General features: G+C 42.6%; 22 protein-coding genes. 6 read left to right on the top strand and 16 right to left on the bottom strand.

What is annotated here, in order from left to right; all coding sequences use genetic code 11:
• Nucleotides 1-5: 5 nt before the first annotated feature.
• The 6 genes from pstB to phoB form a co-directional block, all read right to left on the bottom strand.
• Nucleotides 6-791: a phosphate ABC transporter ATP-binding protein PstB gene (gene pstB / locus CYCPU_RS0101545; protein ID WP_015005122.1), complete on the bottom strand. Its 786-nt coding sequence runs from the start codon at nt 789-791 to the stop codon at nt 6-8.
• Nucleotides 791-1603 (bottom strand): phosphate ABC transporter permease PstA, encoded by an 813-nt coding sequence (gene pstA / locus CYCPU_RS11645; protein WP_015005121.1) that lies wholly within the window; start codon nt 1601-1603, stop codon nt 791-793. The genes pstB and pstA overlap by 1 nt, the downstream gene beginning before the upstream one ends.
• Nucleotides 1603-2601 carry a phosphate ABC transporter permease subunit PstC gene (gene pstC / locus CYCPU_RS0101535; RefSeq protein WP_016390995.1) on the bottom strand — a complete coding sequence of 333 codons (999 nt, stop codon included), beginning with the start codon at nt 2599-2601 and terminating at the stop codon, nt 1603-1605. Before pstC ends, pstA begins: the two co-directional genes overlap by 1 nt.
• An 80-nt stretch (nt 2602-2681) precedes the next feature.
• Nucleotides 2682-3680 (bottom strand): phosphate ABC transporter substrate-binding protein PstS, encoded by a 999-nt coding sequence (gene pstS, locus CYCPU_RS0101530; protein WP_015005119.1) that lies wholly within the window; start codon nt 3678-3680, stop codon nt 2682-2684.
• A 113-nt stretch (nt 3681-3793) separates the two neighbouring features.
• Nucleotides 3794-5098: a phosphate regulon sensor histidine kinase PhoR gene (gene phoR, locus CYCPU_RS0101525; RefSeq protein ID WP_020161731.1), complete on the bottom strand. Its 1305-nt coding sequence runs from the start codon at nt 5096-5098 to the stop codon at nt 3794-3796.
• Entirely contained in the window at nt 5095-5790 is a 696-nt protein-coding gene (gene phoB, locus CYCPU_RS0101520) for a phosphate regulon transcriptional regulator PhoB (RefSeq protein WP_020161730.1), read from the bottom strand. Before phoB ends, phoR begins: the two co-directional genes overlap by 4 nt.
• 238 nt (nt 5791-6028) lie before the next feature.
• Here phoB and CYCPU_RS0101515 point away from each other — a divergent pair, with 238 nt between their 5' ends.
• Nucleotides 6029-7816 (top strand): GGDEF domain-containing protein, encoded by a 1788-nt coding sequence (locus tag CYCPU_RS0101515; protein WP_020161729.1) that lies wholly within the window; start codon nt 6029-6031, stop codon nt 7814-7816.
• Nucleotides 7817-7981: 165 nt separating this feature from the next.
• On the opposite strand, the gene clpB is transcribed toward CYCPU_RS0101515, so the two are convergent.
• The 4 genes from clpB to rluD all read right to left on the bottom strand — a co-directional run bounded on the left by clpB (nt 7982) and on the right by rluD (nt 13178).
• Entirely contained in the window at nt 7982-10561 is a 2580-nt protein-coding gene (gene clpB, locus CYCPU_RS0101510) for an ATP-dependent chaperone ClpB (protein WP_020161728.1), read from the bottom strand.
• A 90-nt stretch (nt 10562-10651) separates the two neighbouring features.
• Nucleotides 10652-11431, bottom strand: coding sequence for a ZIP family metal transporter (locus CYCPU_RS0101505; RefSeq protein ID WP_015005114.1), 780 nt, complete (start codon nt 11429-11431; stop codon nt 10652-10654).
• Nucleotides 11432-11441: 10 nt separating this feature from the next.
• Nucleotides 11442-12176 carry a peptidoglycan editing factor PgeF gene (pgeF, locus tag CYCPU_RS0101500; protein WP_020161727.1) on the bottom strand — a complete coding sequence of 245 codons (735 nt, stop codon included), beginning with the start codon at nt 12174-12176 and terminating at the stop codon, nt 11442-11444.
• Between the two features lie 9 nt (nt 12177-12185).
• Nucleotides 12186-13178 carry a 23S rRNA pseudouridine(1911/1915/1917) synthase RluD gene (gene rluD / locus CYCPU_RS0101495; protein WP_015005112.1) on the bottom strand — a complete coding sequence of 331 codons (993 nt, stop codon included), beginning with the start codon at nt 13176-13178 and terminating at the stop codon, nt 12186-12188.
• A gap of 38 nt (nt 13179-13216) precedes the next feature.
• On the opposite strand from rluD, the gene CYCPU_RS0101490 reads away from it, so the two are divergent.
• Nucleotides 13217-14071, top strand: coding sequence for an outer membrane protein assembly factor BamD (locus CYCPU_RS0101490; RefSeq protein ID WP_332248280.1), 855 nt, complete (start codon nt 13217-13219; stop codon nt 14069-14071).
• Nucleotides 14072-14095: 24 nt separating this feature from the next.
• Here the strand turns inward: CYCPU_RS0101490 and CYCPU_RS0101485 are convergent, their stop codons facing one another.
• From CYCPU_RS0101485 to sucC, 3 genes are all read right to left on the bottom strand, one after another.
• Nucleotides 14096-15718 (bottom strand): NAD+ synthase, encoded by a 1623-nt coding sequence (locus tag CYCPU_RS0101485; RefSeq protein ID WP_020161726.1) that lies wholly within the window; start codon nt 15716-15718, stop codon nt 14096-14098.
• Between the two features lie 88 nt (nt 15719-15806).
• Nucleotides 15807-16679, bottom strand: a complete 873-nt coding sequence (gene sucD, locus CYCPU_RS0101480; RefSeq protein ID WP_015005109.1) for a succinate--CoA ligase subunit alpha — start codon at nt 16677-16679, stop codon at nt 15807-15809.
• Nucleotides 16680-16693: 14 nt separating this feature from the next.
• Nucleotides 16694-17854 carry an ADP-forming succinate--CoA ligase subunit beta gene (sucC, locus tag CYCPU_RS0101475; protein WP_015005108.1) on the bottom strand — a complete coding sequence of 387 codons (1161 nt, stop codon included), beginning with the start codon at nt 17852-17854 and terminating at the stop codon, nt 16694-16696.
• A 95-nt stretch (nt 17855-17949) separates the two neighbouring features.
• Between sucC and CYCPU_RS0101470 the strand changes: the two genes are divergently transcribed.
• The 4 genes from CYCPU_RS0101470 to CYCPU_RS0101455 all read left to right on the top strand — a co-directional run bounded on the left by CYCPU_RS0101470 (nt 17950) and on the right by CYCPU_RS0101455 (nt 23616).
• The gene (locus CYCPU_RS0101470; RefSeq protein WP_020161725.1) at nt 17950-19581 is read left to right on the top strand and encodes a sensor histidine kinase; all 1632 of its coding nucleotides are present in this window, start codon (nt 17950-17952) and stop codon (nt 19579-19581) included.
• A gap of 6 nt (nt 19582-19587) precedes the next feature.
• Nucleotides 19588-20958, top strand: coding sequence for a sigma-54-dependent transcriptional regulator (locus CYCPU_RS0101465; RefSeq protein WP_020161724.1), 1371 nt, complete (start codon nt 19588-19590; stop codon nt 20956-20958).
• A 195-nt stretch (nt 20959-21153) separates the two neighbouring features.
• Entirely contained in the window at nt 21154-21657 is a 504-nt protein-coding gene (locus CYCPU_RS0101460) for a pilin (RefSeq protein ID WP_020161723.1), read from the top strand.
• Between the two features lie 45 nt (nt 21658-21702).
• On the top strand, nt 21703-23616 hold the full coding sequence (locus tag CYCPU_RS0101455) for a tetratricopeptide repeat protein (RefSeq protein WP_020161722.1): 1914 nt from the start codon (nt 21703-21705) through the stop codon (nt 23614-23616).
• A gap of 118 nt (nt 23617-23734) precedes the next feature.
• Here the strand turns inward: CYCPU_RS0101455 and nadA are convergent, their stop codons facing one another.
• From nadA to CYCPU_RS0101440, 3 genes are all read right to left on the bottom strand, one after another.
• Nucleotides 23735-24823 carry a quinolinate synthase NadA gene (gene nadA, locus CYCPU_RS0101450; RefSeq protein WP_015005103.1) on the bottom strand — a complete coding sequence of 363 codons (1089 nt, stop codon included), beginning with the start codon at nt 24821-24823 and terminating at the stop codon, nt 23735-23737.
• 9 nt (nt 24824-24832) lie between these two features.
• A complete protein-coding gene (gene aspS, locus CYCPU_RS0101445) occupies nt 24833-26620 on the bottom strand; it encodes an aspartate--tRNA ligase (RefSeq protein ID WP_020161721.1) in 1788 nt (595 codons plus the stop codon).
• A gap of 82 nt (nt 26621-26702) precedes the next feature.
• Nucleotides 26703-26939 (bottom strand): FmdB family zinc ribbon protein, encoded by a 237-nt coding sequence (locus tag CYCPU_RS0101440; RefSeq protein ID WP_015005101.1) that lies wholly within the window; start codon nt 26937-26939, stop codon nt 26703-26705.
• Nucleotides 26940-26965 lie beyond the last annotated feature (26 nt).

The following is a 26965-nucleotide window of genomic DNA, read 5'->3' as shown; positions in this document are numbered from 1 at the left end:
CCCCCTTAGCCAAATCGACCACTAATGTAGTCTTCAGTTTGCTTTTGTGATGGTTTCATAAAAATGGTTTTTGTTTCATCGTACTCAATCATTTCACCCAAATACATAAACCCTGTGTAATCTGAAATGCGCGCCGCCTGCTGCATATTATGTGTCACGATGCAGATACTATATTGCTCACGAAGAACAGAAATCATTTCCTCAATCGCTAAGGTTGAAATAGGGTCTAACGCACTGGTGGGCTCATCAAACAAAATAACCTCTGGTTTTAATGCAATCGCCCGTGCAATACATAAGCGTTGCTGCTGCCCACCACTCAGACCACGTGCATCATGGCCCAATCGGTTTTTCGCCTCATCCCATAAGGCCGCATCACGTAAAGACTGCTCCACCACCTCTTGAAGCTCGGCGCGTTTTTTAACGCCAGAAAGTCTTAAACCATAAGCAATATTCTCAAAAATCGTCATTGGAAACGGTGTTGGTTTTTGAAAAATCATACCGACTCGTTGGCGTAACCGAATTAATTCTGCTTCTTTTTTCAGGTCTAAAATATTTGTGTACGTTTTGCTATCTCCATTCAAAAGGTTAATAACACCGTCATAGCGATGACCAGGGTATAAATCATGAATACGGTTCATACCACGTAGCAAAGTCGATTTGCCACAGCCGCTAGGGCCGATTAACGCGGTTACTTTATTCTTTTCAATGGGCAACGAAATAGCTTTTAGCGATGGTTCACTTGCACCACTATAAGTAAACGTTAAGTCTTTAACTTCCATCATATTCTTCATTAGTTTGCTCTCTTTTTATTGCTAGCATAACGGCCAAGCAAATTAATTATTAATACCATTGCCGTTAACAAAAAGGCCCCTGTCCAGCCTAACTGAATCATTTTATCGTCTGGCATTGTTGCAAGGTTATAGATAGACACTGTTAACGACGGGAATGTGCTCGTTAAGTCTGTTGACCAAAATTCACTCGAACCACTGGTATAAATCAAAGGCGCCGTTTCCCCCACTACCCGAGCAAAGGCTAACAAAATACCCGTTAAAATACCGGCCTTGGCATAACGCACGACAATGTTCATCGTCACATGGTACTTAGATGCGCCAATGGCGATACCTGCTTCGCGAAGTTCTGTCGGCACAAGGTTTAACATATCGTCTGTTGTCCTAACAATAATAGGTACCATTAAGATAAACAGCGCTAAAACACCGGCCCAACCACTGGTATGCCCCGTAGGCACAACAACAATTGCATAAACAAATGTACCCACAACAATCGAAGGTGCCGACATCATGACATCGCTGAGGTCACGTAAAAACTCTGTACTTTTTGAATTACCGCCATACTCTTGCAAGTAAATACCCGCGAGAATACCCACTGGAATACCGATCAGTGTCGCTATACCAGACATCATTATTTGGCCGACGATTACATTACGTAACCCTCCCTCAATCAGGTCTTTTGTAAACACATCCCAGCTGAGTCCTTGCAAACCTTTTGAGCACAAGGTGAACAAAATCCAGCCTAAAAAAAGTAACCCTACTACTGCGGCCAAGCTGGAGAAGACAATAAACACGCGATTCATCATTAAACGCATTATTTTTTCCTCAAGAAGTAAAATTTAGCGCTCGCTATCACAATAAAGCTTAGGACAAATAATATAAGCGCCAAATAAAATAAGACAGATAAGCTCAACCCACTTGATTCTGCAAAGCTATTTGCCAACACCACTGGGATTGAGTTAGTCGGGTCGGTTACTTTTTTGGCAAATTGATACACGCCCCCAATAACAAAGGCTACTGCCATCGTTTCGCCCAACGCTCGGCCAAATGACAATATTATGGAGCCTATAATGCCCGACCGCGCATAAGGAAAAACAACATCTTTTATGACCTCTAATTTAGTCGCCCCCATCGCATACGCTGATTCTTTCAGCATATCAGGCACGGTCGTTATCGCATCTCGACTTAAAGCCGCCATAAAAGGTATAACCATAATTCCAAGTACCAGCCCCGCAACCAACAATGACACTGTATTTCCACCAAACAGAGCCGCGATGAATGGGCCAAAGTAGAACAGCCCCCACATGCCATAAATGATACTGGGGATAGAAGCCAACAACTCAATCGCTATGCCAACAGGCTTGGCGATTGCAGCAGGCGCGATTTCAGATAGAAAAACAGCAATGCCCATTGCTATAGGCACTGAAAACAACATTGCGATAAGCGTTGAGAAAACCGTACCAACAATAGGGACTAATGCACCATAAACCTCTCTCGAGGTCTTGTCTTCAGAGTCCATATCGTCATCGGTAATAAAATCTTCATCGTCGAAGATAAAATCCTCTTCATCTTCAATAAAGTCATCTTCTAAAGGTTGCTCTTTGTCCGCCTTTAATGACTCTAACTCGGCTAATTGGGCAGGCGACAACTCAAGCTTTTCTTCTTCGCCCCAACGAGATTCAAACAAAAACTTAACCCCAAACTCTTCTATCGCCGGTTTCGCTGATAAATAAAGAACCAGCGTTGTAGCCGCTAAGATAACAAAAACTAAGCTAGCGCTTAATTGAGCAATTTTTCTAAAAAATAATTCCATTACGCCCTCTGGGACAAACAAAAACCTTCTCAACAACCTCTTGAGAAGGCTTTTAAGTTAACTTGTGTTAAAGATTGCGCTTATTTTAAGCCTTTTTCCACCCAGTAGCCTTGGATTTTTTTAATCACTGCATCTGGAAGGGAAACGTAACCGACCGACTCAATGAGCTTGTTCTTTTTGGTTAATGCATAATCAAAGAACTTGATCACTTCTTTTGCATTTTCACCATTTTGAGGAACTAATGCAAACGTTGCTGTCACGACTGGATAGCCTTTTGGTGGGTATGCAATATTGGCATAAAAGTCCTTTTTAGGATCTAAGTCTGCATACACTGCCGCAGCTTCGAATGTTGCTGGCTCTGGCTTAACAAATATACCTTCGCGATTTTCAATAATAGCCATATCTAAACCATTCTTTTTAGCATCCGCGTAATCCACATAACCGATAGAAAACCCGTTATTTTTAATCGCCGTTGCAACTCCAAAGTTACCTTTGCCAGCAATCCGGTTTTTAGTCGGCCATGACACTACTTTCTTAGCACCCATTGTTTCGCGCCATTCTTGGTTCATTTTGCTCAAGTAGTAGGTAAAGGCAAAGGTTGTACCTGATTTATCACTACGGTGAACAAACAAAATATCTTCATTTGGTAAAGCAATACCTGAATTATCAGCCGCTATGATAGGATCATTCCACTTTGTAATTTTGCCTAACATAATGCCAGAAATAGCGGCTTCGCTTAGTTTCATACCGCTGACGCCCTCAACATTATATGCAAAAGTCACCGCACCAATAGCTGTTGGGAATTGAATCAAACTTGCTTTTGCTAAAGAACTTGATTTTAAAGGCTTGTCTGAGCCACCAAAATCAACGTGACGAGCACTAACTTCTTTAATACCCGAACCACTGCCTGTTGGTGTGTAATTGACTTGGTTTTTTGTTTCACCGTAATAAACTTTACTCCACGTTGTATACGCAGGGTAGGCAAAACTTGAGCCCGTGCCTTCAATTTTAGCTGCGTGAGCCGCTGTCCCAATCGTTAGGCTAAGCAGTCCTAGTGCCACTATCTTTTTCATTTTCATATTTTTTCCAATTTAGTTGAATATTTGGCAAAGCGTTTGCTCTACTCTGTGCATCATTTTAGGTTTGGTATGTGGCATTATAATGAACGCAATGTGACAGTTTGATGACAGCCTTATGGGTCTATTCTTTCAGCGGGAAATACACACTGAAAACAACTGCCTTCCCCTTCTTGACTATCGATAACCAGATGCGCCTCATGCCTTTCTAACTCATGTTTTACAATGGCTAACCCTAGGCCTGTCCCAGTTTTATTTTTTATATTATTTTCAGCTACCCGGTAGAAACGCTCTGTTAATCGAGATAAGTGTCTGGCGCCTATTCCTTGACCTGTATCTTTAACAAAAAGTTGCCCCTGACCTTGCTCATTGATTGCCCAGCCGACACGAATCTCACCATTTTCATCAGAGTAATTAATGGCATTACCAACCAAGTTTCTCAACACGGTTAATAAGGAACCTTTACTGCCCTTTAAATTAAGACTCGATGGAACATCAAACACCAATGATTGCTGATGCTCATTTGCCGCTGACTGAAATTCGGACTTAATTTGTTCACATACACTGCGCACATTAACCAAGCTATTGGCTGCCTCGACTTTACCCTCTTCTAGCCGACTTAGCGCTAATAGCTCTTCGATCATGGTTTGCATTTTAATCACTTGCTGATCAACTTTACGTAGCGAAGCACCCACTTGCACATTATCCTCAGCGGTTGAAGCCAACAACATTTCCACATAGCCCTTCATGACCGTTAGCGGCGTTCTTAACTCATGCGATGCATTCGACACAAAGTCTTTTCGCACTTGATTCGTGCGCTCAACCTTAGTGACATCTCGTATCAACAACAAACGTTCATCGTCACCATATGGCAATACCCTTATTTCAATCTTTTCTGCCGACCAGCTGGTGTCTATTACAGGCGCCTCGATCACAATGGCGTCATCGCTCTTGAGATTTTTAAGAAAGTGCGTAAACCGAGGATGCCTTACTAAATGATTAATCAGTTGCCCGGTATCTTCTTTTTTTAAAATAAGTAGCCGGGAGGCTTGCTTATTGAACCACTTAATCTCATTAGACAATGAAAGAATAACCACACCATCCGGAAAAACAGAAATTAACTTTTTAAACCGTTCTAGTTGGTATTTAACACTGTCTTTTTGTGCCAGCCCCTGCATCTTAGATTGATAGATGTCTTCCGAAATTTGACCAAACAAGCCATCTTCAAACGGCAGGTCATGATCACCAGACTTCTTAGACCACCTATATAAACGTTGTAACCGACGATATTGAAAGACAATGTAAGCCAATAAAAAAAGTGCCGACACCTCGACGGGGTAACCGACTAACACACCCAAAACACCGACTGTTAAAAACCACAACAGAAAGGTGTTTCGCTCATAGTTATGATTTATATTCACGCGCTTAAGTTCACCAATTTATAACCAAACCCTCTTACCGTTTGAACTAGGTCTGCACAACCCTGAGCATCTAATATCCGTCTTAAACGCCTAATGTGCACATCAACGGTACGATCTTCTACGTAGACATTATCGCCCCATACATTATCAAGCAGCTGATTGCGAGAGAAAACTTTATTGGGGTTTGTAGCAAAGAAAGACAGCAATTTATACTCTGTCGGGCTCATCATCAGGTCCACCTCATTGATAGTGACTCGATGACTCGATGGGTCAATAAACAATGGGCCAATTGATATCACCCCTGTTTCATTTTCTGTACTGGTTCGTCGTAAGACCGCTTTCATTCTGGCAATGAGCTCTTGCACAGAAAAAGGCTTGGTTACATAATCGTCTGCGCCTGTTTCCAAGCCCGATACTTTATCTTCTTCCGCGCTGCGTGCCGTCAACAGGATAATCGGGATACGTTTATTTTCTTCTTGATTCTTTAAAAACTTGATCCAATCTGGCCCACTAATTCCGGGTAACATCCAATCTAACAAGATAATATCGGGCGTCGTATCTCGCAAAGACTCTTGCGCTCTCATTACATCTTTACACCACGTTACTTCAATATTATTCGTTTGAAGAGAAAGTTGTAGCATTTCGCCAATATCCTCATCGTCTTCAACCATCAATACATTCATTGTTTCCATAAAAAAGCCATTTAAGTAAGTGTTTACAGAATACCTAATATTTATGACAACACGGTGACAATTTACAAACTACTTCTAACTTGCTTCGGAGAAAACCCTGTCTCTAATTATTAAAAATAACAGTAACGCACTGAACCACCTTAAGGCGCCTGCGGTCTCTCAACCAGTAAACTTTTTTTAATGCCCCGTTATATGAACGTCATACAACTGTCATATTATTGATTGATACTCCCCACCTATGACACATGATGAAAAACTACACTATCAATCGCTTTTAGATATATTAGCAACAGACTCACTGACTCCGCTCTTTCAGCCAATCATTTCGATGAAAGACAATAAAATTTATGGTTACGAAGGCTTAATTCGTGGCCCCTCTGATGGTCCGTTACACTCTCCCATCAACCTTTTTAACGCTGCGGCTAAATATGATCGGCTTGCCGAATTAGATTTACTTTGTCGAAAAGTAAGCATTCAACGGTTTGGCGAACTTAATTTAAATGCCCGATTATTTATTAACACCATTCCTGAAATTCTCTTACAAAAAGATTATCAGCATGGCCACACATTAAAGTATATAAAAGACTCTAATTTAGATGCTAGCCAAGTGGTTATTGAACTGACTGAGCAATACCCTATTGAAGATTATGACCTAATGGCAAGTGCAACCAAATACTATCAAGACATGGGATTTTCCATCGCCATCGACGATTTAGGTGCAGGCTATTCAGGCTTAAGAACCTGGTCTGAAATTAAACCCGACTTCGTAAAAATTGACCGTCACTTTTTAAATGACATTCATAACGATATCAACAAGCAAAAATTTGTACAGTCTATTGTAGATATTGCAAAAGGTGTTGACTGTAAAGTAATAGGTGAAGGTATCGAACTACGCGGTGAGTACCTACAGGCTAATGCGATGGCTATCGATTATGCACAAGGTTTTTACTTTGCCCGCCCCAATTCCAAACCAACTGAGTTATTGGATTGCTCGCTATTTTCAAGCAGAAAAAATAACTTCAAACCTAAATTTAATATAGAGCGTTCAGATAATACCGCTGCAAAGCTACTTTTTTATGTCAAACCTATTTATACCCATACTAAGTTTTACGACATTGGTGAACGCTTTCAATCATCTCCTGAGCTAACAGCGCTTCCAGTCCTAAATGACGACGCTACTGTTGCAGGCGTTATCTGGCGTACTGAGTTTTTAACTATTTATGCTAGCCGCTATGGAAAAGAATTAAACAGTAAAAAAAATGCTTTATCTTTTTTAGACGTTAAGGCGCTAAAGGTAGATATTACTTTATCACTCAATAAAATTAGCCAATTGATCACCAGTCAAAACAACCTCGCACAACATGATGATTTTCTTATTACCTCATCTAACCGCTACAAAGGCATGGGTAAACTGCTTCATTTATTGAAAGAAATAACCGAGATGCAAATCACCTTTGCTCGCCACATGAACCCTCTTAGCAACCTACCTGGCAATGTTCCTATCAGCCAACGAATTAATCACTCCATTGAAACTCAACAAGATATCGTTATTTGTTATTTTGACCTAGATAATTTTAAGCCGTATAACGATACCTATGGGTTTGGCGAGGGCGATAAAGTACTCCGAAAAACCGCAAAGTTGCTAGCAGAATCTGCAGATACAGACATTGATTTTGTAGGGCATGTTGGCGGCGATGACTTCATCATCATTTTTCAAAGCAGCGACTGGCACCATCGATGCAACACCACTTTAAATAACTTTAGCGCCCTAACGTCAGAGTTCTACTCTCAAGAACACCTTCTTAACGGAGGAATCTCTGCGTTAGATAGAAATTCTGAGCCGGTATTTTATCCACTTTTATCAATCTCTATTGGAGCATTAAGGCCGCATGATTTCGGCTTTTTTAGGTCAGAAAATGATCTCGTCTCTATTGCTAGCAACGCAAAATCTGCAGCTAAAAAGATACTCGGCAATAGCCTTTATCAAATCAAGCCTTCAAAACAATTAAGCAACATGTCCGCCTAAATCATGAAAATGTTCTATGGCAGGTAGCCACATTATGCTTGCCGACAAAAACACCCAATCTTGAAACTGTTGACCAACTGACGAACACCGATCAAACAGGTGCCGCCAGTTAGACTATGATTTAGTGGCCTTTTAAACCACCACTAAACGACATCTCAAAACCTCTTAGCGTTTCTTAAACACCAAAGCATCGTCTTGCACATCTATATCAACCACATCACCAGGCACAAACTTACCCGCCAATAAATCTTGTGCCAGTTCATTTTCTAAGCGTTGTTGTATCGCACGTTTTAAGGGTCTAGCACCATAAACAGGGTCAAAACCGGCTTCACCTAATTTATCCAACGCAGCTTCTGAAACAACCAACTCTATGTCCCTATCTTGTAAACGCTGACGTAAAATATCTACTTGAAGAGTGGTAATAGCACGAATTTGTGTGCGACCCAAGGGGTGAAACACCACAGACTCATCAATACGGTTAATAAATTCCGGTCTAAAGTGCTGCCCGACCACTTCCATCACCGCACTTTTCATCTCATTATAATTAGCCTCACCCGCTAGCTCTTGGATACGATCTGAGCCTAAGTTCGAAGTCATCACGATGACTGTATTTCGAAAATCAACCGTGCGGCCTTGCCCGTCTGTTAAACGGCCATCATCCAAGACTTGTAACAAAATATTAAAGACATCCGCATGTGCTTTTTCAACTTCGTCCATCAAGATAACACTGTAGGGTTTACGTCGAACCGCTTCGGTTAAATAGCCCCCTTCTTCATAGCCTACATACCCTGGAGGCGCACCAATTAATCTTGCAACCGAATGTTTTTCCATAAATTCAGACATATCAATTCGTACGATTGCTTCTTCAGTATCAAATAAAAACTCAGCTAATGCCTTGCATAACTCTGTTTTACCAACCCCTGTTGGGCCTAAAAATAAAAACGAACCATTAGGGCGATTAGGGTCTGACAGGCCTGCTCGTGAACGACGAATTGCATCGCTGACTGCTTTAACTGCTTCTTCTTGACCAATAACGCGATCACTTAAACCAGCTTCCATTTGCAATAGTTTTTCACGCTCGCCTTCAAGCATTTTGGAAACGGGAATACCCGTCCACTTAGACACAACCTCAGCAATTTCTTCTTCGGTGACTTTATTTCTCAGTAAGGTAAAGTCCTGTTCACCACTGCCTTCCTCAGCCTCTTGAATTGCTTTTTCTAATCGTGGAATTTCGCCATATTGCAACTCTGACATACGTGTTAAATCACCGGCACGCCGAGCCGTTTCCATTTCAAGTTTTACCTTTTCGAGCTCTTCTTTATGCTGGGCACTGCCTTGCATAGCAGCCTTCTCAGACTTCCAGACTTCTTCCAAATCAGCATACTCTTTATCCAACTGGTCAATTTCAGTTTCAAGTAACTGTAATCGTTTTATAGATGCATCATCGGTTTCTTTTTTTAACGCTTCGCGTTCAATTTTCAACTGAATTAAACGCCGCTCTAACCGGTCCATTGATTCAGGCTTGGAGTCCATTTCCATACGAATACGACTCGCTGACTCATCAATTAGGTCAATCGCCTTATCAGGTAATTGTCGATCAGTTATATAACGGTGAGACAATACCGCCGCTGAAACAATAGCTGGGTCGGTTATATCTACGCTATGGTGTACTTCGTATCGTTCTTTTAAACCTCGCAAAATAGCGATGGTATCTTCTACACTGGGCTCATCAACCAATACTTTTTGAAACCGTCGCTCTAATGCGGCATCTTTTTCAATATATTGACGGTATTCATCTAAGGTTGTCGCTCCTACACAATGTAAATCACCGCGTGCTAACGCTGGTTTAAGCATATTTCCGGCATCCATCGCACCGTCACCTTTCCCGGCACCAACCATCGTATGCAACTCATCGATAAACAAGATCACTTGCCCTTCTTGTTTTGACACATCGTTAAGCACTGCTTTTAGGCGCTCTTCAAATTCACCACGGAATTTTGCACCCGCGATAAGGGCGGCCATATCTAGCGACAACAAACGCTTAGATTTCAAATTTTCAGGCACCTCGCCATTAACAATACGTTGCGCAAGCCCTTCTACAATAGCGGTTTTACCTACTCCTGGCTCACCTATCAGCACAGGGTTATTTTTTGTCCGACGTTGCAACACTTGAATAGTGCGTCGAATTTCTTCGTCACGGCCAATCACAGGATCCAATTTTCCTTGCTCTGCACGTTCTGTCAGGTCAATACTGTATTTTTCCAGCGCCTGGCGGTTCTCTTCTGCATTTTGATCATTCACCGCTTCACCACCGCGTATATCATCTATCGCTTTTTCTAAAACACTTTTAGTCGCTCCCGCTTGTTGTAGCGCTTTGCCTGCTGGCCCTTTGTCTTCAAGTGCCGCTAAAACAAATAACTCACTTGAAATGTAGGCATCCTGACGTTTTTGTGCCAACTGATCGGTAATATTAAGCAAACGCCCTAAATCATTAGACATTTGCACGTCACCAGCTGCACCTTCAACCGTTGCTATCCGATCAATTGTTTCGCCTAAAGATGAGCGTAGTTGATTTACATTGACGCCTGCCAGTTGTAGTAAATGACGCACGCTAGCACCTTGCTGGTCAAGCATAGCGACCAAGACGTGTGCCGGTTCTATAAACTGATGATCCTTACCCAGTGCTAAACTTTGTGCGTCAGAAAGCGCAACTTGAAACTGACTGGTGAGTTTATCCATTCGCATATTTCAACCCTCATTAATTTAATTTGATAACTAATTAATGGGGGATGAAATGAGTGTTTTCAAGCCAGCCCAATAGTGCCAGCTTTAGCTTTAGTGAATAAAGCTGTGTAACCAACCAATTAAACCAATACCAAACAGCATCAGTAAAATTTGCTCTACGCCTGCTGCTAGGTTAATTCGTTTATGCAGCGTTGGAATCAAATCTGCCACTGCGATATAGATAAAGCTAGCCGCAGCAAACGCTAAAACATATGGTAAAAGGTGTTCAAAATCTGCTAGCCAGAAATAGGCTAGCAAGCCACCTATTAGCGTTGCGAAGCTAGAAATAACATTGTACAAAATAGCTTTTTTACGGGTAAAGCCACTTTGTAGCAAAATAGCAAAATCACCTATTTCTTGTGGAATCTCATGAGTCGTTACCGCTAATGCCGTCACAACACCTAAATGAATATCTGTCAAAAAGGCCGCTGCAATCAACACCCCATCAACAAAATTGTGAACACTATCACCTACAAGAATCAAACTGCCGGCTGACTGATGACCGTGCGCATGAACATCCACGTGCGTTTCACAATCATCATGGTGACAATGCCGCCACAACACCATTTTTTCCAACGCGAAAAAAAACATCAGGCCGCCCAAAATGGTAATCGATAGGGTGTGAAAATTTTCATGCCCCACTTCTTCTAAGGCGTGTGGAATTAAGCCGACAAAAGAAACACTCAACAATGCACCCGTTGCAAAACTCACACTAAATGGCAACATTCTAGTGATTATCTTTTTAGGTAAAAAAAGAACCAGCGACGCACCTAACACACTTAGCATTCCGCCAAGAATGGTAAACAAAATAATCCAAGTAAATACAGTCATGGGTAATAAGTTAATATTGAAGCCAAATTAACGAAGCCATTCGGCCCGTTGTCGGCTCACGCCGGTATGAAAAAAATTTATCGGGCTGATTATACGTACAATATTCACCACCATAAATTCTTTTTACACCACATTGCAATAAGCTCATTCTTGCCAAAGCATATAAGTCAGCAAGATGATGATCAGCATTCAGCTGCCTAAACCCCTGCTGCATCACCAAGCTTTTGTTAACGAAAGCGTTTTTAACCTCGCTACCCACTTCAAAACAAGCCGGCCCAATGGCTGGACCTAACCAAGCCATTATTTTTTCTGTTGGTGCAAGTTGCGCAACTGCCTGCTCTATGATGCCGGCCAATAAGCCTCGCCACCCAGCATGTACTGCTGCAACGGCTAAGCCATCTTCCGTACACAATAAGACTGGCAGGCAATCCGCTGTCATCACCGTGCAAACAAACGCATCACTCCTACAAATTGAACCATCTGCTTCTATACAAGGTCCCTTTTGGAGTTGATCCAACTCGACGATAGTTGTGCCATGCACTTGTGATAACCAGACAGGCTTAGCTTGCAAGTTAAGCTCGTCACTTAACAAGGCTCGATTATCAATCACCGCTTGCGCATCATCACCCACATGAGTGGCTAGATTAAATGTTGAATAAGGTGTTTGGCTAACGCCGCCAGAACGACACGTTGTTAACGCTCTGACATTTTTTGGCGCTGGCCAACTCGGTTCAATAAAGCGCATGTGTACTGTCTATTTAACCGGGGTTTCTTTCGCCAATACTTCAACCAAATGGGCCATATCCGCAGGCATCTCGCATTCCCAAGAAATCGGCTCACCAGTGACCGGATGAACCACCCCTAACCTGGCAGCATGTAATGCTTGGCGCTTAAACCCACGTAAAGTATCACTCAATAGTTCACTTGCATTAGCCAAGGGTTTAAAACGTCCACCATATACTTGGTCACCAACGATAGCGTGGTTTATATGACTCATATGAACTCGAATTTGGTGAGTACGTCCTGTTTCAAGATTCACTTTTAATAAGGTATGTTTTGCAAAACGTTGCGCAACTCGATAGTGAGTGATGGCCTCTTTGCCCCCCTCTCTAACCGCATACTTTTTACGATCAGTCGGGTGTCGCGCTAAAGGTGCGTCCACTGTGCCACCGGCCGTCATATACCCCCTCACCACAGTTAAGTATTCACGCTCAAAAGCACGTGCCTGCAACTGGTCGACCAATAGCTTATGTGCCGTTAAGGTGCGCGCTACCATTAGCAACCCGCTGGTTTCTTTATCAATTCGATGCACCAAGCCCGCTCGTGGCAAGCCCTCTAGCGCAGGGTCATGATGTAATAGAGCATTTTGTAATGTGCCATCCCAGTTACCCGCTGCAGGATGCACGACTAAACCGGCCGGTTTATTTACCACCAGCATCGATTCATCCTCATAAACAATATTAAGCGCGATCGGTTCCGCTTTGATATTTAATGACGTATCGGCAATGGGCGTAATAATAACCGCCTCCCCACCATTAACCTTGTCTCGAGGGCGCAGTGTTTTATTATCGATCAGTATATTGCCGCTGTTCACCCAGCTTTTCAAGCGACTGCGAGAATACTCTGGGCATAACTCAGCTAATGCCTGATCGAGCCGAAGCCCTGCCATTTCAGGTGGGACGATTAATTCTATTTGTTGTTCAGTTTTCAAGCCAATAGGATTGTAATAATTGATGTGCTCCGGCATTATAACCGTTTAGCTCCTTATAACTTGTTATTTCACTCATGACTCTAATGAATCGTCCATCGATTAAAAAAGCTTTCCTTATTCTTATGCTGGCCTCCTTGTCCGCATGCTCCACTATGGATCTTGTTACCCCTATAGATACTCCCGATAAGACGGCCAATTGGTCCGCAGCGGACTTTTATGACGAAGCCAAAAAATCTTTGGATGATGAAAACTACATTAACGCCATTGAGCTATATGAAGGGCTTGAGTCTCGCTACCCCTTTGGCCAATATGCCCAACAAGCACAAATTGACTTAGCCTTCGCTTATTACAAAAATGACGAACCAGAGTCGGCGATTGCAACAGCTAACCGTTTCATTCGCATTCACCCTCGCCATAAAAACGTGGATTACCTGTACTACCTTAAAGGCCTAATTAATTTTAATCGAGGTATCGGTTTTCTAGAGCGCTACTTACCCACTGATAAATCTCAACGTGACCCTGGCGCAGCCATTGAGTCGCTAGATGATTTTGCAACATTGATTAGGCGCTTCCCCAATAGCCAATATGTTGCAGATTCAAAGCAACGTATCATTGCACTTAAATCAAACCTAGCGTTACATGAATTAAATGTCGCCAATTATTATATGAAGCGCAAAGCCTATGTTGCCGCCATTAATCGCGCTAAAAATATCATTGAACAATACCAAAACACCACAGCCGTACCTCGTGCTTTATTATTAATGGTCGACGCCTACCAGCACATTAATATGAACGACCTAGCCGCTGATGCCCAACGTGTTTACGACCTGAACTATCCAAACGGCACTCCACCTTTAGAAAACCCTAAGTACGCGCACGAAAAAACAACCTCTGAAAAAATCTGGGAGTTTTTAGAGTTAGACAAATAAGCTGGCTACTGAACCGAAGGTGCGTTAATCGTCAGAAAAAAGCACCTTATTAAAGCCCGAGGTCATTGGGAATCGGCGCTCGCGACCAAATGCACGTGAGGTGATTTTAACGCCCGGCGGCGCTTGGCGCCGCTTATATTCGTTTTGCTCTACCAGCCGAAGTACTCTATCAACAATTGCTGGTTCATAACCTGCATCCAATATCTCTCGCCTCGACTGGTCACGTTCAACATAACGTTCAAGAATATCATCCAACACGGGGTAAGGTGGCAGGCTATCTTCATCTTTTTGATCCGGCGCCAACTCAGCTGAGGGTGGCCGCTCAATCACTCTGTCAGGAATTACTGGCGATTGTTCATTTCGATATTTAGCCAAGGCATATACCATCATTTTGGGCACATCCTTTATCGGCGCAAAACCACCGGCCATATCACCGTAAAGCGTTGCATAACCAACACTCATCTCGCTTTTATTGCCTGTTGTAAGCAGAATTTTTCGCTTCTTGTTTGAAATCGCCATTAACACGACACCACGGCTACGTGCCTGAATATTTTCTTCAGTCACGTCAGCATTTAGGCCTTCAAACGCAGGTTCTAACATTGCTGAAAAAGCGTTGACCGCAGGTTCAATAGAAATAGTTTGATGCTTAACGCCCAAGGCTTCTGCTTGTTTAATCGCATCTTCATTGCTCATATCGGCCGTATATTTTGATGGCATGAGGACCACTTCGACACTATCACCACCTAATGCATCAGCCGCAACAGCCAATACTAAAGCAGAATCTATACCGCCAGACAGACCCAATACCGCTCCTTTAAAGCCATTTTTTGTTACGTAATCACGCACACCCAAAACCAGCGCTTGATAAATGGATTCCAGTTCAGGCAATTGCGCATCTTGCTTCGCCTCCAAAGTTGAGTTGCGTAATGAGTCCAAATCAATATAGTTTATTGACTCAACAAAAGCTGCTGAGCGCTGCACAACCTTGCCTGCTGCATTCATTACAAAAGACGAACCGTCAAACACCAACTCATCCTGCCCACCCACTTGGTTCAGATAAATAATAGGCAAACCGGTTTCCTTCACTCGTGAACATACTGTACGTTCACGTTTTTCAGCTTTATTAATCTCAAAAGGCGACGCATTCAAATTAAGAATAAGCGTTGCATCAGACTGGCGTAACTGATCACAGACGCTTGATGACCAGATGTCCTCGCACACACTAAGCCCAATTACCTCTGAGCCTAACTTAAATGTACATGCTTGTGCCCCTGCCTGAAAATAACGTTTTTCGTCAAACACACCATAATTCGGCAATTGCTGCTTTCGGTAATTGGCCACTAACTCACCGGCTTGCAAAACAGCAACACTGTTAAATAATACGCCTTCGCCTTTTTCTGGGTAGCCAATAACAATGGTTAATAAAGGACACTCTGACGATATCCGTTCAAGCTGTTTTTCAACACCGTTAAGAAAGTCATTTCGAAGCAGCAAGTCTTCTGGTGGATAACCGGTTATCGCTAACTCAGGAAAAACGATTGCACGGGCCTGCTCGCTCACCGCTTGCTGGCAAAATTCAAGGATACGATTGGCATTGCCCACTAAATCGCCAACAATAGGGTTAAATTGTACTAAGGCTAATTTCATAACAGCTTATTCCTAGTTTCTTACTAGCATAAAAAAGGGCTGTATAGTTTACAGCCCTTTTTGCACTACTTTAAATTTTAACGCTCAGTTAGCCTAAAATTTCCTTCATTTTTGCGCCCATCTCAGTGGGTGATTTCACAATGTGAACACCCGCTTCTTCTAAAGCCGCAAACTTCGCTTCAGCGGTACCTTGACCACCAGAAACAATCGCACCAGCATGGCCCATGCGTTTACCCGGAGGCGCTGTAACACCAGCAATATAACCAACAACTGGCTTCGTTACATTGTTTTTGATGTATTCTGCAGCTTCTTCTTCCGCCGTTCCGCCAATTTCACCCACCATGATAATACCCTTGGTATTCTCATCGGCTTCGAAACGTGAAATAACGTCAATAAAGTTCATCCCATGAATCGGGTCACCACCAATACCTACACAAGTACTTTGACCTAAGCCAGCAGAGGTTGTTTGATGAACGGCTTCATAAGTAAGCGTACCTGAACGTGACACCACACCGATACTACCGGCTTGATGAATAAAGCCAGGCATAATGCCAATCTTACACTCACCTGGAGTAATAACACCTGGGCAGTTAGGGCCAATTAGCACTACGTTTTCATATTGCTCAAGCGATGCCTTCACTTTCAACATATCCAATACAGGAATACCTTCCGTGATACACACGATCACTTCAATACCTGCAGCTGCAGCTTCTAAAATAGCATCCGCAGCGAACGGAGGTGGCACGTAAATCATGGTTGCAGTTGCACCGGTTTCCTTAACCGCATCAGCAACGGTGTTAAAAACAGGTAAATCTAAATGTTTTTCGCCACCACGACCCGGCGTAACCCCACCGACAACTTTTGTTCCATAGGCAATTGCTTGCTCGGAGTGGAATGTCCCCTGTTTACCTGTAAAACCTTGGCAAATTACTTTTGTGTCTTTATTAATTAAAATACTCATCGTATACCCCTAAATTAAGATGCTGCTTTAACAGCGGCTTTAGCAGCCAAGGTTAAATCATCAGCGGCAATAATATCTAAACCAGAATCTTTCAATAGCTGACGCCCTTGATCGGCATTAGTGCCTTCTAAACGAACCACTACCGGTACGCTAACACCTACCTCTTTAACCGCTTCAATAATACCTTCAGCAATTAAGTTACAACGAACGATGCCGCCAAAAATATTCACTAACACTACTTTTACTTTGTCATCAGACAAAATAAGTTTAAACGCTTCAGCCACACGTTCAGCTGTTGCGCCACCACCTACATCTAAGAAGTTAGCGGGGAAACCACCTTCCAATTTAACTAAGTCCATAGTCGCCATCGCTAAACCTGCACCATTCACCATGCAACCAATGCTGCCGTTCAACGTAATATAGTTCAACTCATGTTGTTGTGCTGCATGCTCTTTTTCATCTTCTTGCGACGGATCACGCATGGCAACCATATCGGCGTTACGATAAGCGGCGTTATCATCTAAATTAACTTTTGCATCTAGTGCGACTAAGTCACCATCACCATTAACAATCAGTGGATTGATTTCAACTTGGCTCGCATCTTTTGCCCAAAAAACGGCTAAAATGCCAGACATGACTTTAAACAGCTGCCCAACTTGTTTGCCTTTAAGCCCCATTTTAAAAGCTATATCGCGCGCTTGATACGGCTGTAAGCCAGCAACAGGATCAACGGCTGCTAATAAAATTTTCTCTGGTGTTTCTTCCGCCACTTCTTCAATATCCATACCGCCTGCTTCAGACGCCATAAACATAATTCGTTTAGTGCCACGATCAACCACAGCGCTAATATAAAGCTCGCGATCGATAGGCTTAACTTCCTCGACAATAAGCATTTCGATAGGCAAACCTTCTTCATCGGTTTGCGGCGTCACCAAGCGAGAGCCCAATAGTTTTTTGCTAAACGCTTCTACCTCGTCTATCCCTTTACACAATTTAACGCCACCCGCTTTACCACGACCACCTGCGTGAACTTGGGCTTTTACTACCCAACACTCACCGCCTAACTCTTTTGCAACATTGACAGCTTCTTTAACTGAACGTGCTGGCTTACCAACTGGTACGGGTACACCAAACTCAGCAAACACCTGTTTTGCTTGGTATTCATGTAAATTCATTCAAATTCCTCTATGATTAATTTTTGTTAGTCACTTAACCAGTCCATTCTAATAGATTTCACAATTTAATTCAGCCAGACACTTAAATTTACGCCATGCATTCTGCACCGAAACAAAGCGAATTCGTCAAAACATGTCCATTTGGGAGCGGTTTTTACCTGCCTGCTGAACAAGCCTGGCGAACGCTTAAAGTGTTCCATGCCTACCAATTAGTATTGTCTAGTGCATTTTTTACTTTATTTGCCAGTCACACTGGGCCTTCGATTTTTGGCCAAAGCAACCCGGGGCTCTTTCAAGCAGTTAGCCTGACTTATTTTGCACTCACCCTATTTAGCACTGTCTTTATTCGCAAACCGTATATTGCATACACGCGACAGGTACAGTTTAAAATTATTGCCGACATTATCTTCTTAACCTCTCTGATGCATGCTAGTGGCGGCATTACTAGTGGCTTAGGGGTTCTGCTCGCCGTCAGCGTTGCCGCTGGCGGTTTATTGGCTGGCGGGCAATGCACCTTAGTTTTTGCTGCGATGGCCACTTTCGCTGTGCTTGGCGAGCAATTGTATGCTGACCTCACCGGTATTTTTGCAAAAACCGCTTATACCTATGGCGGCGTGCTAAGCGCCTCTTTTTTCACTATTTCAATCCTTGCGTTAGTACTTGCAAAGCGCGTTGAAAAATCAGAGCAAATAGCCCAGTTACAAAGCCGAGAAATTGATGAACTTATTCATTTAAATGATTACATTATTAAACACCTTCAATCTGGCATCATCGTTGTTGACCACCACAATAAAGTACGCCTTGCTAATGATGCTGCCAAGACTCTCATTGAGCACCCCATTAGTATTGGCGCAGCCTTGTCAGACATATCGCCTGAGTGTTGGCAATTATTTACTCGCTGGTTAAGAGACCCTAACCAAAGCAGTGCCGATATTGCCGCAAGCGCCCACTCACCTCGAACTAAGCTGCGCTTCAGCCAATTACACAACCTTGCTGACAACGCCTACATCATTTTTTTGGATGATCTTTCAACCATTGAGCTACAGGTGCAACAAGAAAAACTCGCTTCGCTGGGTCGACTTACCGCGAGCATTGCGCACGAAATTAGAAACCCTCTCGGTGCTATTAGCCATGCCGGCGAGTTATTATCCGAATCCACCTCTATTAAAAAAGAAGACCTACGACTACTCGATATTATCCATAACCATACCAATAGGGTGAACAGTATTGTAAAAAGCATACTCCAACTTTCACGACAAGAAGATAGCCACATTGAAACTATCAAACTCGACAAGTGGATTGCCGATTTTGATAAAGAGTTTATGGAACAGTTTGGTTTGCAAACCTCTCCCATACAAATCAACATTGCTCAGAACGTTAAAACCATTCAATTTGACAATAACCATTTAAAACAAATTATCGACAACCTTTGTAGCAACGCTCTAAAATATGGCCAACTTGTCGACAAACAACAAATAATTTATATGCAGATAGGCATAAGTCCTATCAATCAACAGGTTTACATCTCAATCACTGATGCAGGTAAAGGCATGGACGAAACCACAGCAGAACAAATTTTTGAGCCCTTTTTCACAACATCCCCTTCAGGAACAGGGCTTGGGCTTTACATCTCCAGTCAACTAGCCGAACTTAACCATGCTAAATTAAGTTACCAAGCCAACCCCAATGGTGGTAGTTGCTTCACCCTTTTATTTAAACATTCTTAACAGATAATGCCGCAAACACTCGCCCTTATTGTCGACGATGAACCAGACATTTTAGAGTTACTGGAAATCACCCTGTCACGCATGGGCATCGCCAGCAAACCAGCACACGACCTTAGCGAAGCTAAGCTGCTGTTAAAGACCCACTCTTTTGATATTTGCCTAACCGACCTGCAATTACCAGATGGTAACGGCTTAGAGCTGGTTAAGCATGTACAAACACACTACCCCAGCACACCCACCGCTGTTATTACCGCTTTTGGCAGTATGGAAGTTGCTATCAAAGCCCTCAAGCTAGGTGCCTTTGATTTTGTTTCCAAACCGGTTGACTTAAAAAGCTTAAAAAACCTTGTCAGTTCCGCCATAAAGATAAACGATACTGACGAACCTGTTGATCGACGAAGTCGCGATCAATTATTGGGAGACTCTGTGATGATGGCTAACGTACGCGCCAAAATTGCAAAGCTTGCTCGCAGCCAAGCACCCATTTATATCAGTGGTGAATCAGGCACCGGTAAAGAATTAGTTGCCAAGCTAATTCATGAAAAAGGCCCTCGGGCCAATCAAGCTTTTGTCCCCATTAACTGCGGCGCCATCCCCCATGAACTGATGGAAAGTGAGTTTTTTGGCCATAAAAAAGGCAGTTTTACCGGCGCTATCGCTGATAAAAAGGGGCTATTCCAACTTGCTCATGGTGGCACTTTATTTTTAGATGAGATCGCCGACCTCCCTCTACACATGCAAGTTAAACTATTACGGGCCATACAAGAAAAGTCCATCCGTCCCATCGGCAGTGACACTGAAACCGTGATCGACACTAGGGTTTTGTGTGCCACTCATAAAAACTTAAGCGAACTTGTTGAAAAAGGGAGCTTTCGACAAGATTTATATTACCGGATTAATGTCATCGAACTCCCTTTGCCAGCCCTACGCGAACGCAAGGAAGACATCCAGCAGCTCGCCACCCATATTTTACAAAAATTAAATACCGAACATGGAAATACTACTATAAGCCTTAGTGAAAATGCGCTAAAAGCCCTAACAAAGTACCCCTTCCCTGGCAATGTACGCGAACTAGAAAATATACTCGAACGTGCATTTACCCTATGTGAAAATGGGCTTATTCACCAGGCAGATTTACAGCTGCCCGAAACCCCGCATAACATACCTAACTCAATCACTACCCCAGCGTCATCGCCCAATGCAAGTGGCGAATCATCAGACGCGCCACTGGAAGATTACCTTGGCACATTGGAAAAAGAAGCCATCGTCAATGCATTAGAAAAAACACGCTGGAACAAAACAGCCGCTGCAAAAGACCTAGGTATTACCTTTCGTGCCTTACGATACCGACTAAAAAAACTAGGTTTAGACACTTAAGCACTAATTGACCCTCAGCGTCACTTTATGACATAAAACACTTTAGAAAGATGTAGACGAAAAATTAAAAAACTATTTTAAACAAACAAAATCAATAGGTTATTAGCATAATTTAATAAATACAGATAAGCGGCACACAAAATGCTTTATACTTTTTGCAATATAAATTTATGACATATTAATAAGGATATCAACATGAAAAATCTACAAACAATAAAACATAGCGCTCAAAAGGGCTTCACCCTGATCGAGCTCATGATCGTGGTTGCCATTATCGGTATTTTGGCCGCATTGGCTATTCCTGCTTACCAAGACTACACTATTAAATCACGCGTAGGTGAAGGCGCTTCTTTGACAGGCGCATTTAAAACAGCCGTTGAAATTTATTGGAGCGAAAACGGAACGCTAAGCGGAATTGAAGAAGCAAACCTTGGTGGCGCATCATTAGGGCTTACGTCAGTCGCTGGCGAATACGTGTCAGACATTAGCTTTGGAACCGGCCCTATTTTAGTCGTGCAACTAAGAACTGGCACCAATAAACTAGGCGGTTTAGCAAGCGCTAGCGAAGGGGCTGATGGAGGATGTTTTGTCTATAGCCCTACTAGACCCAACAACACTGGAGGAAACTTGCGGTGGGAAGTTGAAGCTGACGATGGAAGCTGTGACGCTGTCCCAGCAAAATATAGACCAAAAACTTAAGACACCCAAATAAAAAAAGGCGGCTAGCTAGCCGCCTTTTTTATTATGAAAACAACCCTATATTTCATTTTATTTGCTTGCCTTGTAATTTTTACTGTCAATATAGTTTATTTATCCGGCTTAAATAGCCCCTTCTTATTTGACGACACATCAAACATCATTTCCAACTCTTTACTTAGGATAGACAATCTATCCTTTTATAGTCTATATAACAGTAGCTTATCAGGCTCTGCTGGCCCACTAAAACGACCGGTTGCCGTTCTAAGTTTTGCTCTTAATTATTATTTTGCCGGCGGATACGTTGCATCCGCATTTAAGCTAACTAATATCATCATCCACTGCCTTAATGCGCTATTGGTTTATCTTCTGTGCTTTCAGCTATTTAAGCGAATCAACACCACACCTAACACAAACACAGCCTTTTTGTTTGCCAGTGGCCTTAGCCTCTTATGGGCGCTGCACCCCATAAACTTAACCAGCGTGCTCTATGTCGTACAACGCATGACATCACTGAGCACCTTATTTAGTCTAGGCTGTATTACTCTCTACCTTTGTGCTCGTAACCGTTGGTTATCTCAAGGCTATACTTGGCGCATAGGGTGCTTATTTTTTGCTAGCTTGACGAGCTTGCTTCTCGCACTATTTAGCAAAGAGAATGCTGTTTTAATCCCCTTGATAATTATATTAATTGAACTGCTTCTCTATTTAAAAGAGAAACCTTGGTCGGTGATTAATCGACTAACGAAACAACAACAAAACTTGGGTTTAGTCGTTATTGGCAGCTTATTTATCGCCACTATTTGGTGGGCTATTGATTATGCTTCTGGTGGCTTTAACAACCGCCCTTTTACTATGTTAGAGCGCGTTTTAACTGAGTCACGTGTTCTGTGTTTTTATCTTTCACTGATACTCATTCCTCGCATTAATGGCTTTGGTTTATTTCATGATGACATTACACTTTCAACGTCATTATTATCACCATGGACGACACTCACATCGATCATTTTCATATTGAGCCTACTGCTAACTGCTTTTTATTATCGAAAAAAGAACCCATTATTTGCCTTAGGCATTGGATGGTTTTTCATTGGGCATTTATTAGAGTCCACATTTTTTCCTTTAGAAATCGCTCATGAACACCGCAACAATTTACCGTCTATAGGCATCATCATTGCTGTTTTTTCCCTCATTCCTTTGGCCAAACTAGAAACCAAGAAAGTTATTATAAGCATTGTTTTTGTTGCCCTTATCTTAGGCAGCACCACCTGGCTTCGTTCAAAACAATGGGGAAATTATCAGTCATTGGCGTATTATGAAGCAGAACATCATCCAAACTCACCAGCTATACAGGCTTTGCTCAGTAATGCGGCGCACCAGGCTGGCGACATAGAAATTGCCACTGAAGCCATAAAAAAAGCAATGACTCTCGAGCCAAATGAATCCGCTTACGCACTGCATTATCAAAATATTTTAGCCATTCACGATCAGAAAATACCAAACGCCTTACAAGTTGAAACATTAAGACGGCTTGAACACAACAGGCTCACCCCGTCCACACAATTAGCCTTAGACCAAATAGCCGGGTGTTTAAAAAAGGAGGTTTGTGCACCTTTGCGTAAAAATTATCTCGAATGGATAAACGTCGTGATAAAAAAAGCACCCACGCACGCTGTTTACTATTACATGAAAGGTAAGGCCCAACGCGCTAGCGGGGACATATTAGGCGCTCTCAACACCTTTCAGCAAGCCTACGATATTAGCCCTAACTTTCTACACCCTTTATTTGAAATGGCAGATATTTTAATTCGCCTAAACCAACTCGAACATGCGGAGCAAGTTATTGGCTGGATTGACATTGCTAACGAAAAAACTCACCTTCGCAGAGATACTGAGTTAAAACAAATTAAGGATATACTCAATAAGATAAAGAAAGCAAAATCAAGAGAGCAGCCAACTTGATTTTTCGTCCACCTCACAAGACTGACGCTTCTTTTTAATAGCTAGAAAACTATACTAGGTTTATGTTTTAGTAGGCAGCCCTCTCTCGCAGGCCATACATACTAAAGATAGTGACCCTCTAAAAAAGCGATAACATATTCTCTAGTGCTTTTTTAGCCATTTGCTTGTCATCATCATTGACTTGTATTTGATTAACTACAGTCCCTTCAGCTAAATTTTCCAACACCCATGCTAAGTGCTGAGGGTCTGTTCTAAACATGGTTGAACACATCGCAACGGTTGGAGACATAAAATGAACTTGCTTGCCTTGGTCTTTCACTTCTTCCTTAAGACGATTGACTAGGTTCAGCTCTGTTGCAATCAACCATTGCGTATTCGCTTTACCTTCACGAACCGTTTTTAAAATAGCTTCGGTTGAGCCGACATAATCGGCTTTCTCACACACTTCAAAATTAGCTTCTGGGTGCGCCACAACAATTGCATTCGGGTTTTTCTTTTTAAAGTCATCAATCTGGTTGTCTTGAAACATTTGATGCACAGAACAAAACCCTTTCCAAAGAATCATCTTTGCATTTTCAATTTGTTCTTTTGTTAAGCCACCCATCGGTTGATTAAAATCCCAGACAACCATTTCTTCAAGTGGGATCCCCATGCGATAACCGGTATTTCTACCCAAGTGCTCATCGGGGAAAAATAATATTTTTTCACGCTTTTCAAAACACCACTCTAATACTTGCTGCGCGTTGGATGATGTACAAACAATGCCCTCATGCTGCCCACAAAAGGCCTTTAAGTCCGCGGCTGAATTAATGTAAGTAACGGGCGTTACTTGCTCATCTGCATTGATCAGAGTATTTAATTCTTTCCAACTACGCTCTACATTGGCACGGTTTGCCATATCTGCCATAGAGCAGCCAGCTGCTAGATCTGGTAACACTGTTATTTGTTCTGGGCGTGACAGTATATCTGACACCTCCGCCATAAAATGTACGCCACAAAACACAATATATTCTGCTTTAGACTCTGCTGCATACTTAGACAGCTTAAGTGAGTCACCACTTACATCGGCGTGTTTAAACACCTCATTACGCTGATAATGGTGGCCTAAAATGACACATCGCTCACCCAGTTTTTCTTTAGCTGCTTGAATGCGTTGATCACATTCTTCGTCGCTCAATAATGAATAATTTTGTATAGCAAGTGCCATCACAGATCCTTATTTTTCTTCAACCACAGGGGGTTTTCTTAAACGAATACCAAGCTCCTTTAACTGAGCATCACTAACCGTCGCCGGTGCAGATGTCAACGGGCATGCAGCTGTTTGTGTTTTAGGGAACGCCATTACGTCACGAATAGTCGATGCACCTGACATCAGCATCACCAAGCGATCTAAACCAAACGCCATACCGCCATGTGGAGGGCACCCATACTTTAAGGCATCCAACAGGAAGCCAAACTTTTCTTGTGATTCCACTGCGTCCATTCCTAGCAAATCAAATACCACTTGCTGCATATCGGTTTTATGAATACGGATGGAGCCACCACCTACTTCAGTACCGTTAAGCACTAAATCGTACGCTCTAGATAAGGCCTTACCTGTATTCGCTTTAAGTTCATCAGCATCACAAGAAGGTGCAGTAAATGGGTGATGAATAGCATTCCAACGACTTGATTTTTCATCCCAGTCGAACATTGGGAAATCAACCACCCAAACAGGTTTCCAATCACCTTCCAATAGACCCTGATCTTGACCAATTTTGTCACGTAAAGCGCCCAATGCTTCATTAACAATCTTAGTTTTATCGGCTCCAAAGAAAACAATGTCCCCTGTTTGTGCGCCAGTTCTGTCCATGATGTTTTCAACTACATCATCAGGCAGGAATTTTAAAATAGGCGATTGCAGCCCTTCAATACCAGCCGCACGATCATTAACTTTGATATACGCCAAACCCTTTGCGCCATAAATGCTAACAAATTTAGTGTAACCATCGATATCCTTACGACTCAGGCTACTCGCACCTGGCACACGAAGTGCCGCAACACGGCCATCATCACTATTTGCCGGGCCAGAAAATACTTTAAATTCAACCGCTGCCATCAAATCAGCTACATCAGTTAACACCAATGGGTTACGCAAGTCAGGACGGTCAGTGCCATACACATCCATAGCTTTTTCGTACGTCATCTGCGGAAATTGCTCTGGCAATTTCACATTGATAACCTCGTTAAATAAACGCCTAACCATGCCTTCCATTAAACCCATTATCTCTCCTTCATCCATAAAAGAAGTTTCGATATCTAGCTGGGTAAATTCTGGCTGACGATCCGCTCTAAGGTCTTCATCACGAAAGCAACGTACAACTTGATAGTAGCGATCCATACCAGCAATCATAAGCAGCTGTTTAAACAACTGTGGCGATTGAGGCAGGGCAAAAAAACTATTCTCATGCGTACGGCTCGGCACCAAGTAATCACGCGCACCTTCCGGCGTTGCCTTTGTTAAGAAAGGCGTTTCAATTTCGTAGAAACCCTCGTCTTCTAAAAAGCGACGTAAATTAAGCGTTACATCGCGTCGCAAGCGAATTTTTTCTAGCATTTCTGGGCGACGCAAATCTATATAACGGTAACGTAAACGCGTTTCTTCGTTCACTTCAATATCGCCATCAACTTGAATTGGCGTGGTTTCTGAACGATTAAGAATTTCTAGCTCTAACCCTAATAACTCAACCTTACCGGTTTTCATTTTAGGGTTAATAGTACCTTCTGGTCGCGGGCGAACACGGCCTTTTAGTTTTAATACATACTCACCACGCACGGTTTCGGCAGTGGCGAAAGAATCAGCGCGATCTGGATCAAACACCACTTGTACAATACCTTCACGGTCACGTAAATCGATAAAAATGACGCCACCATGGTCGCGCCGTCTATGTACCCAACCACAAATCTCAACTTCCTGCCCTAAGTGGTTTTCGTTAATGTCACCACAATAATGACTACGCATCATCTTTATTTCCTTACCGTTATGTTTTTTTGAGTAGCCTGACAGTTATCACGCTAGATATACCTTTTTCAGAAAAGGCCTGTAATTATTTAGTCTCGCTCGACTTTTTTGATGAGCCTTCTGCTAAATTCTTCTTTTTTCCACTTTTAAAGTCTGTTTCATACCAGCCGTCGCCTTTTAAACGAAAGCCTGAGGCTGACATAAGCTTGCTCAATGCATCTTCCCCACATTCAGGGCACTTTGTTAATGGCGCATCACTTATTTTACGCAATGCTTCACAACGATGCTTACATGCATCGCATTGGTATTCATATATAGGCATATTTCTTTCACTCCAAATACTGATCG

It is taken from the genome of Cycloclasticus pugetii PS-1, from assembly GCF_000384415.1.
Classification (GTDB): Bacteria; Pseudomonadota; Gammaproteobacteria; order Methylococcales; family Cycloclasticaceae; genus Cycloclasticus; species Cycloclasticus pugetii.
Note: the sequence above shows the minus strand (reverse complement) of the source record. Positions and strands in the feature narration are given on the sequence as shown.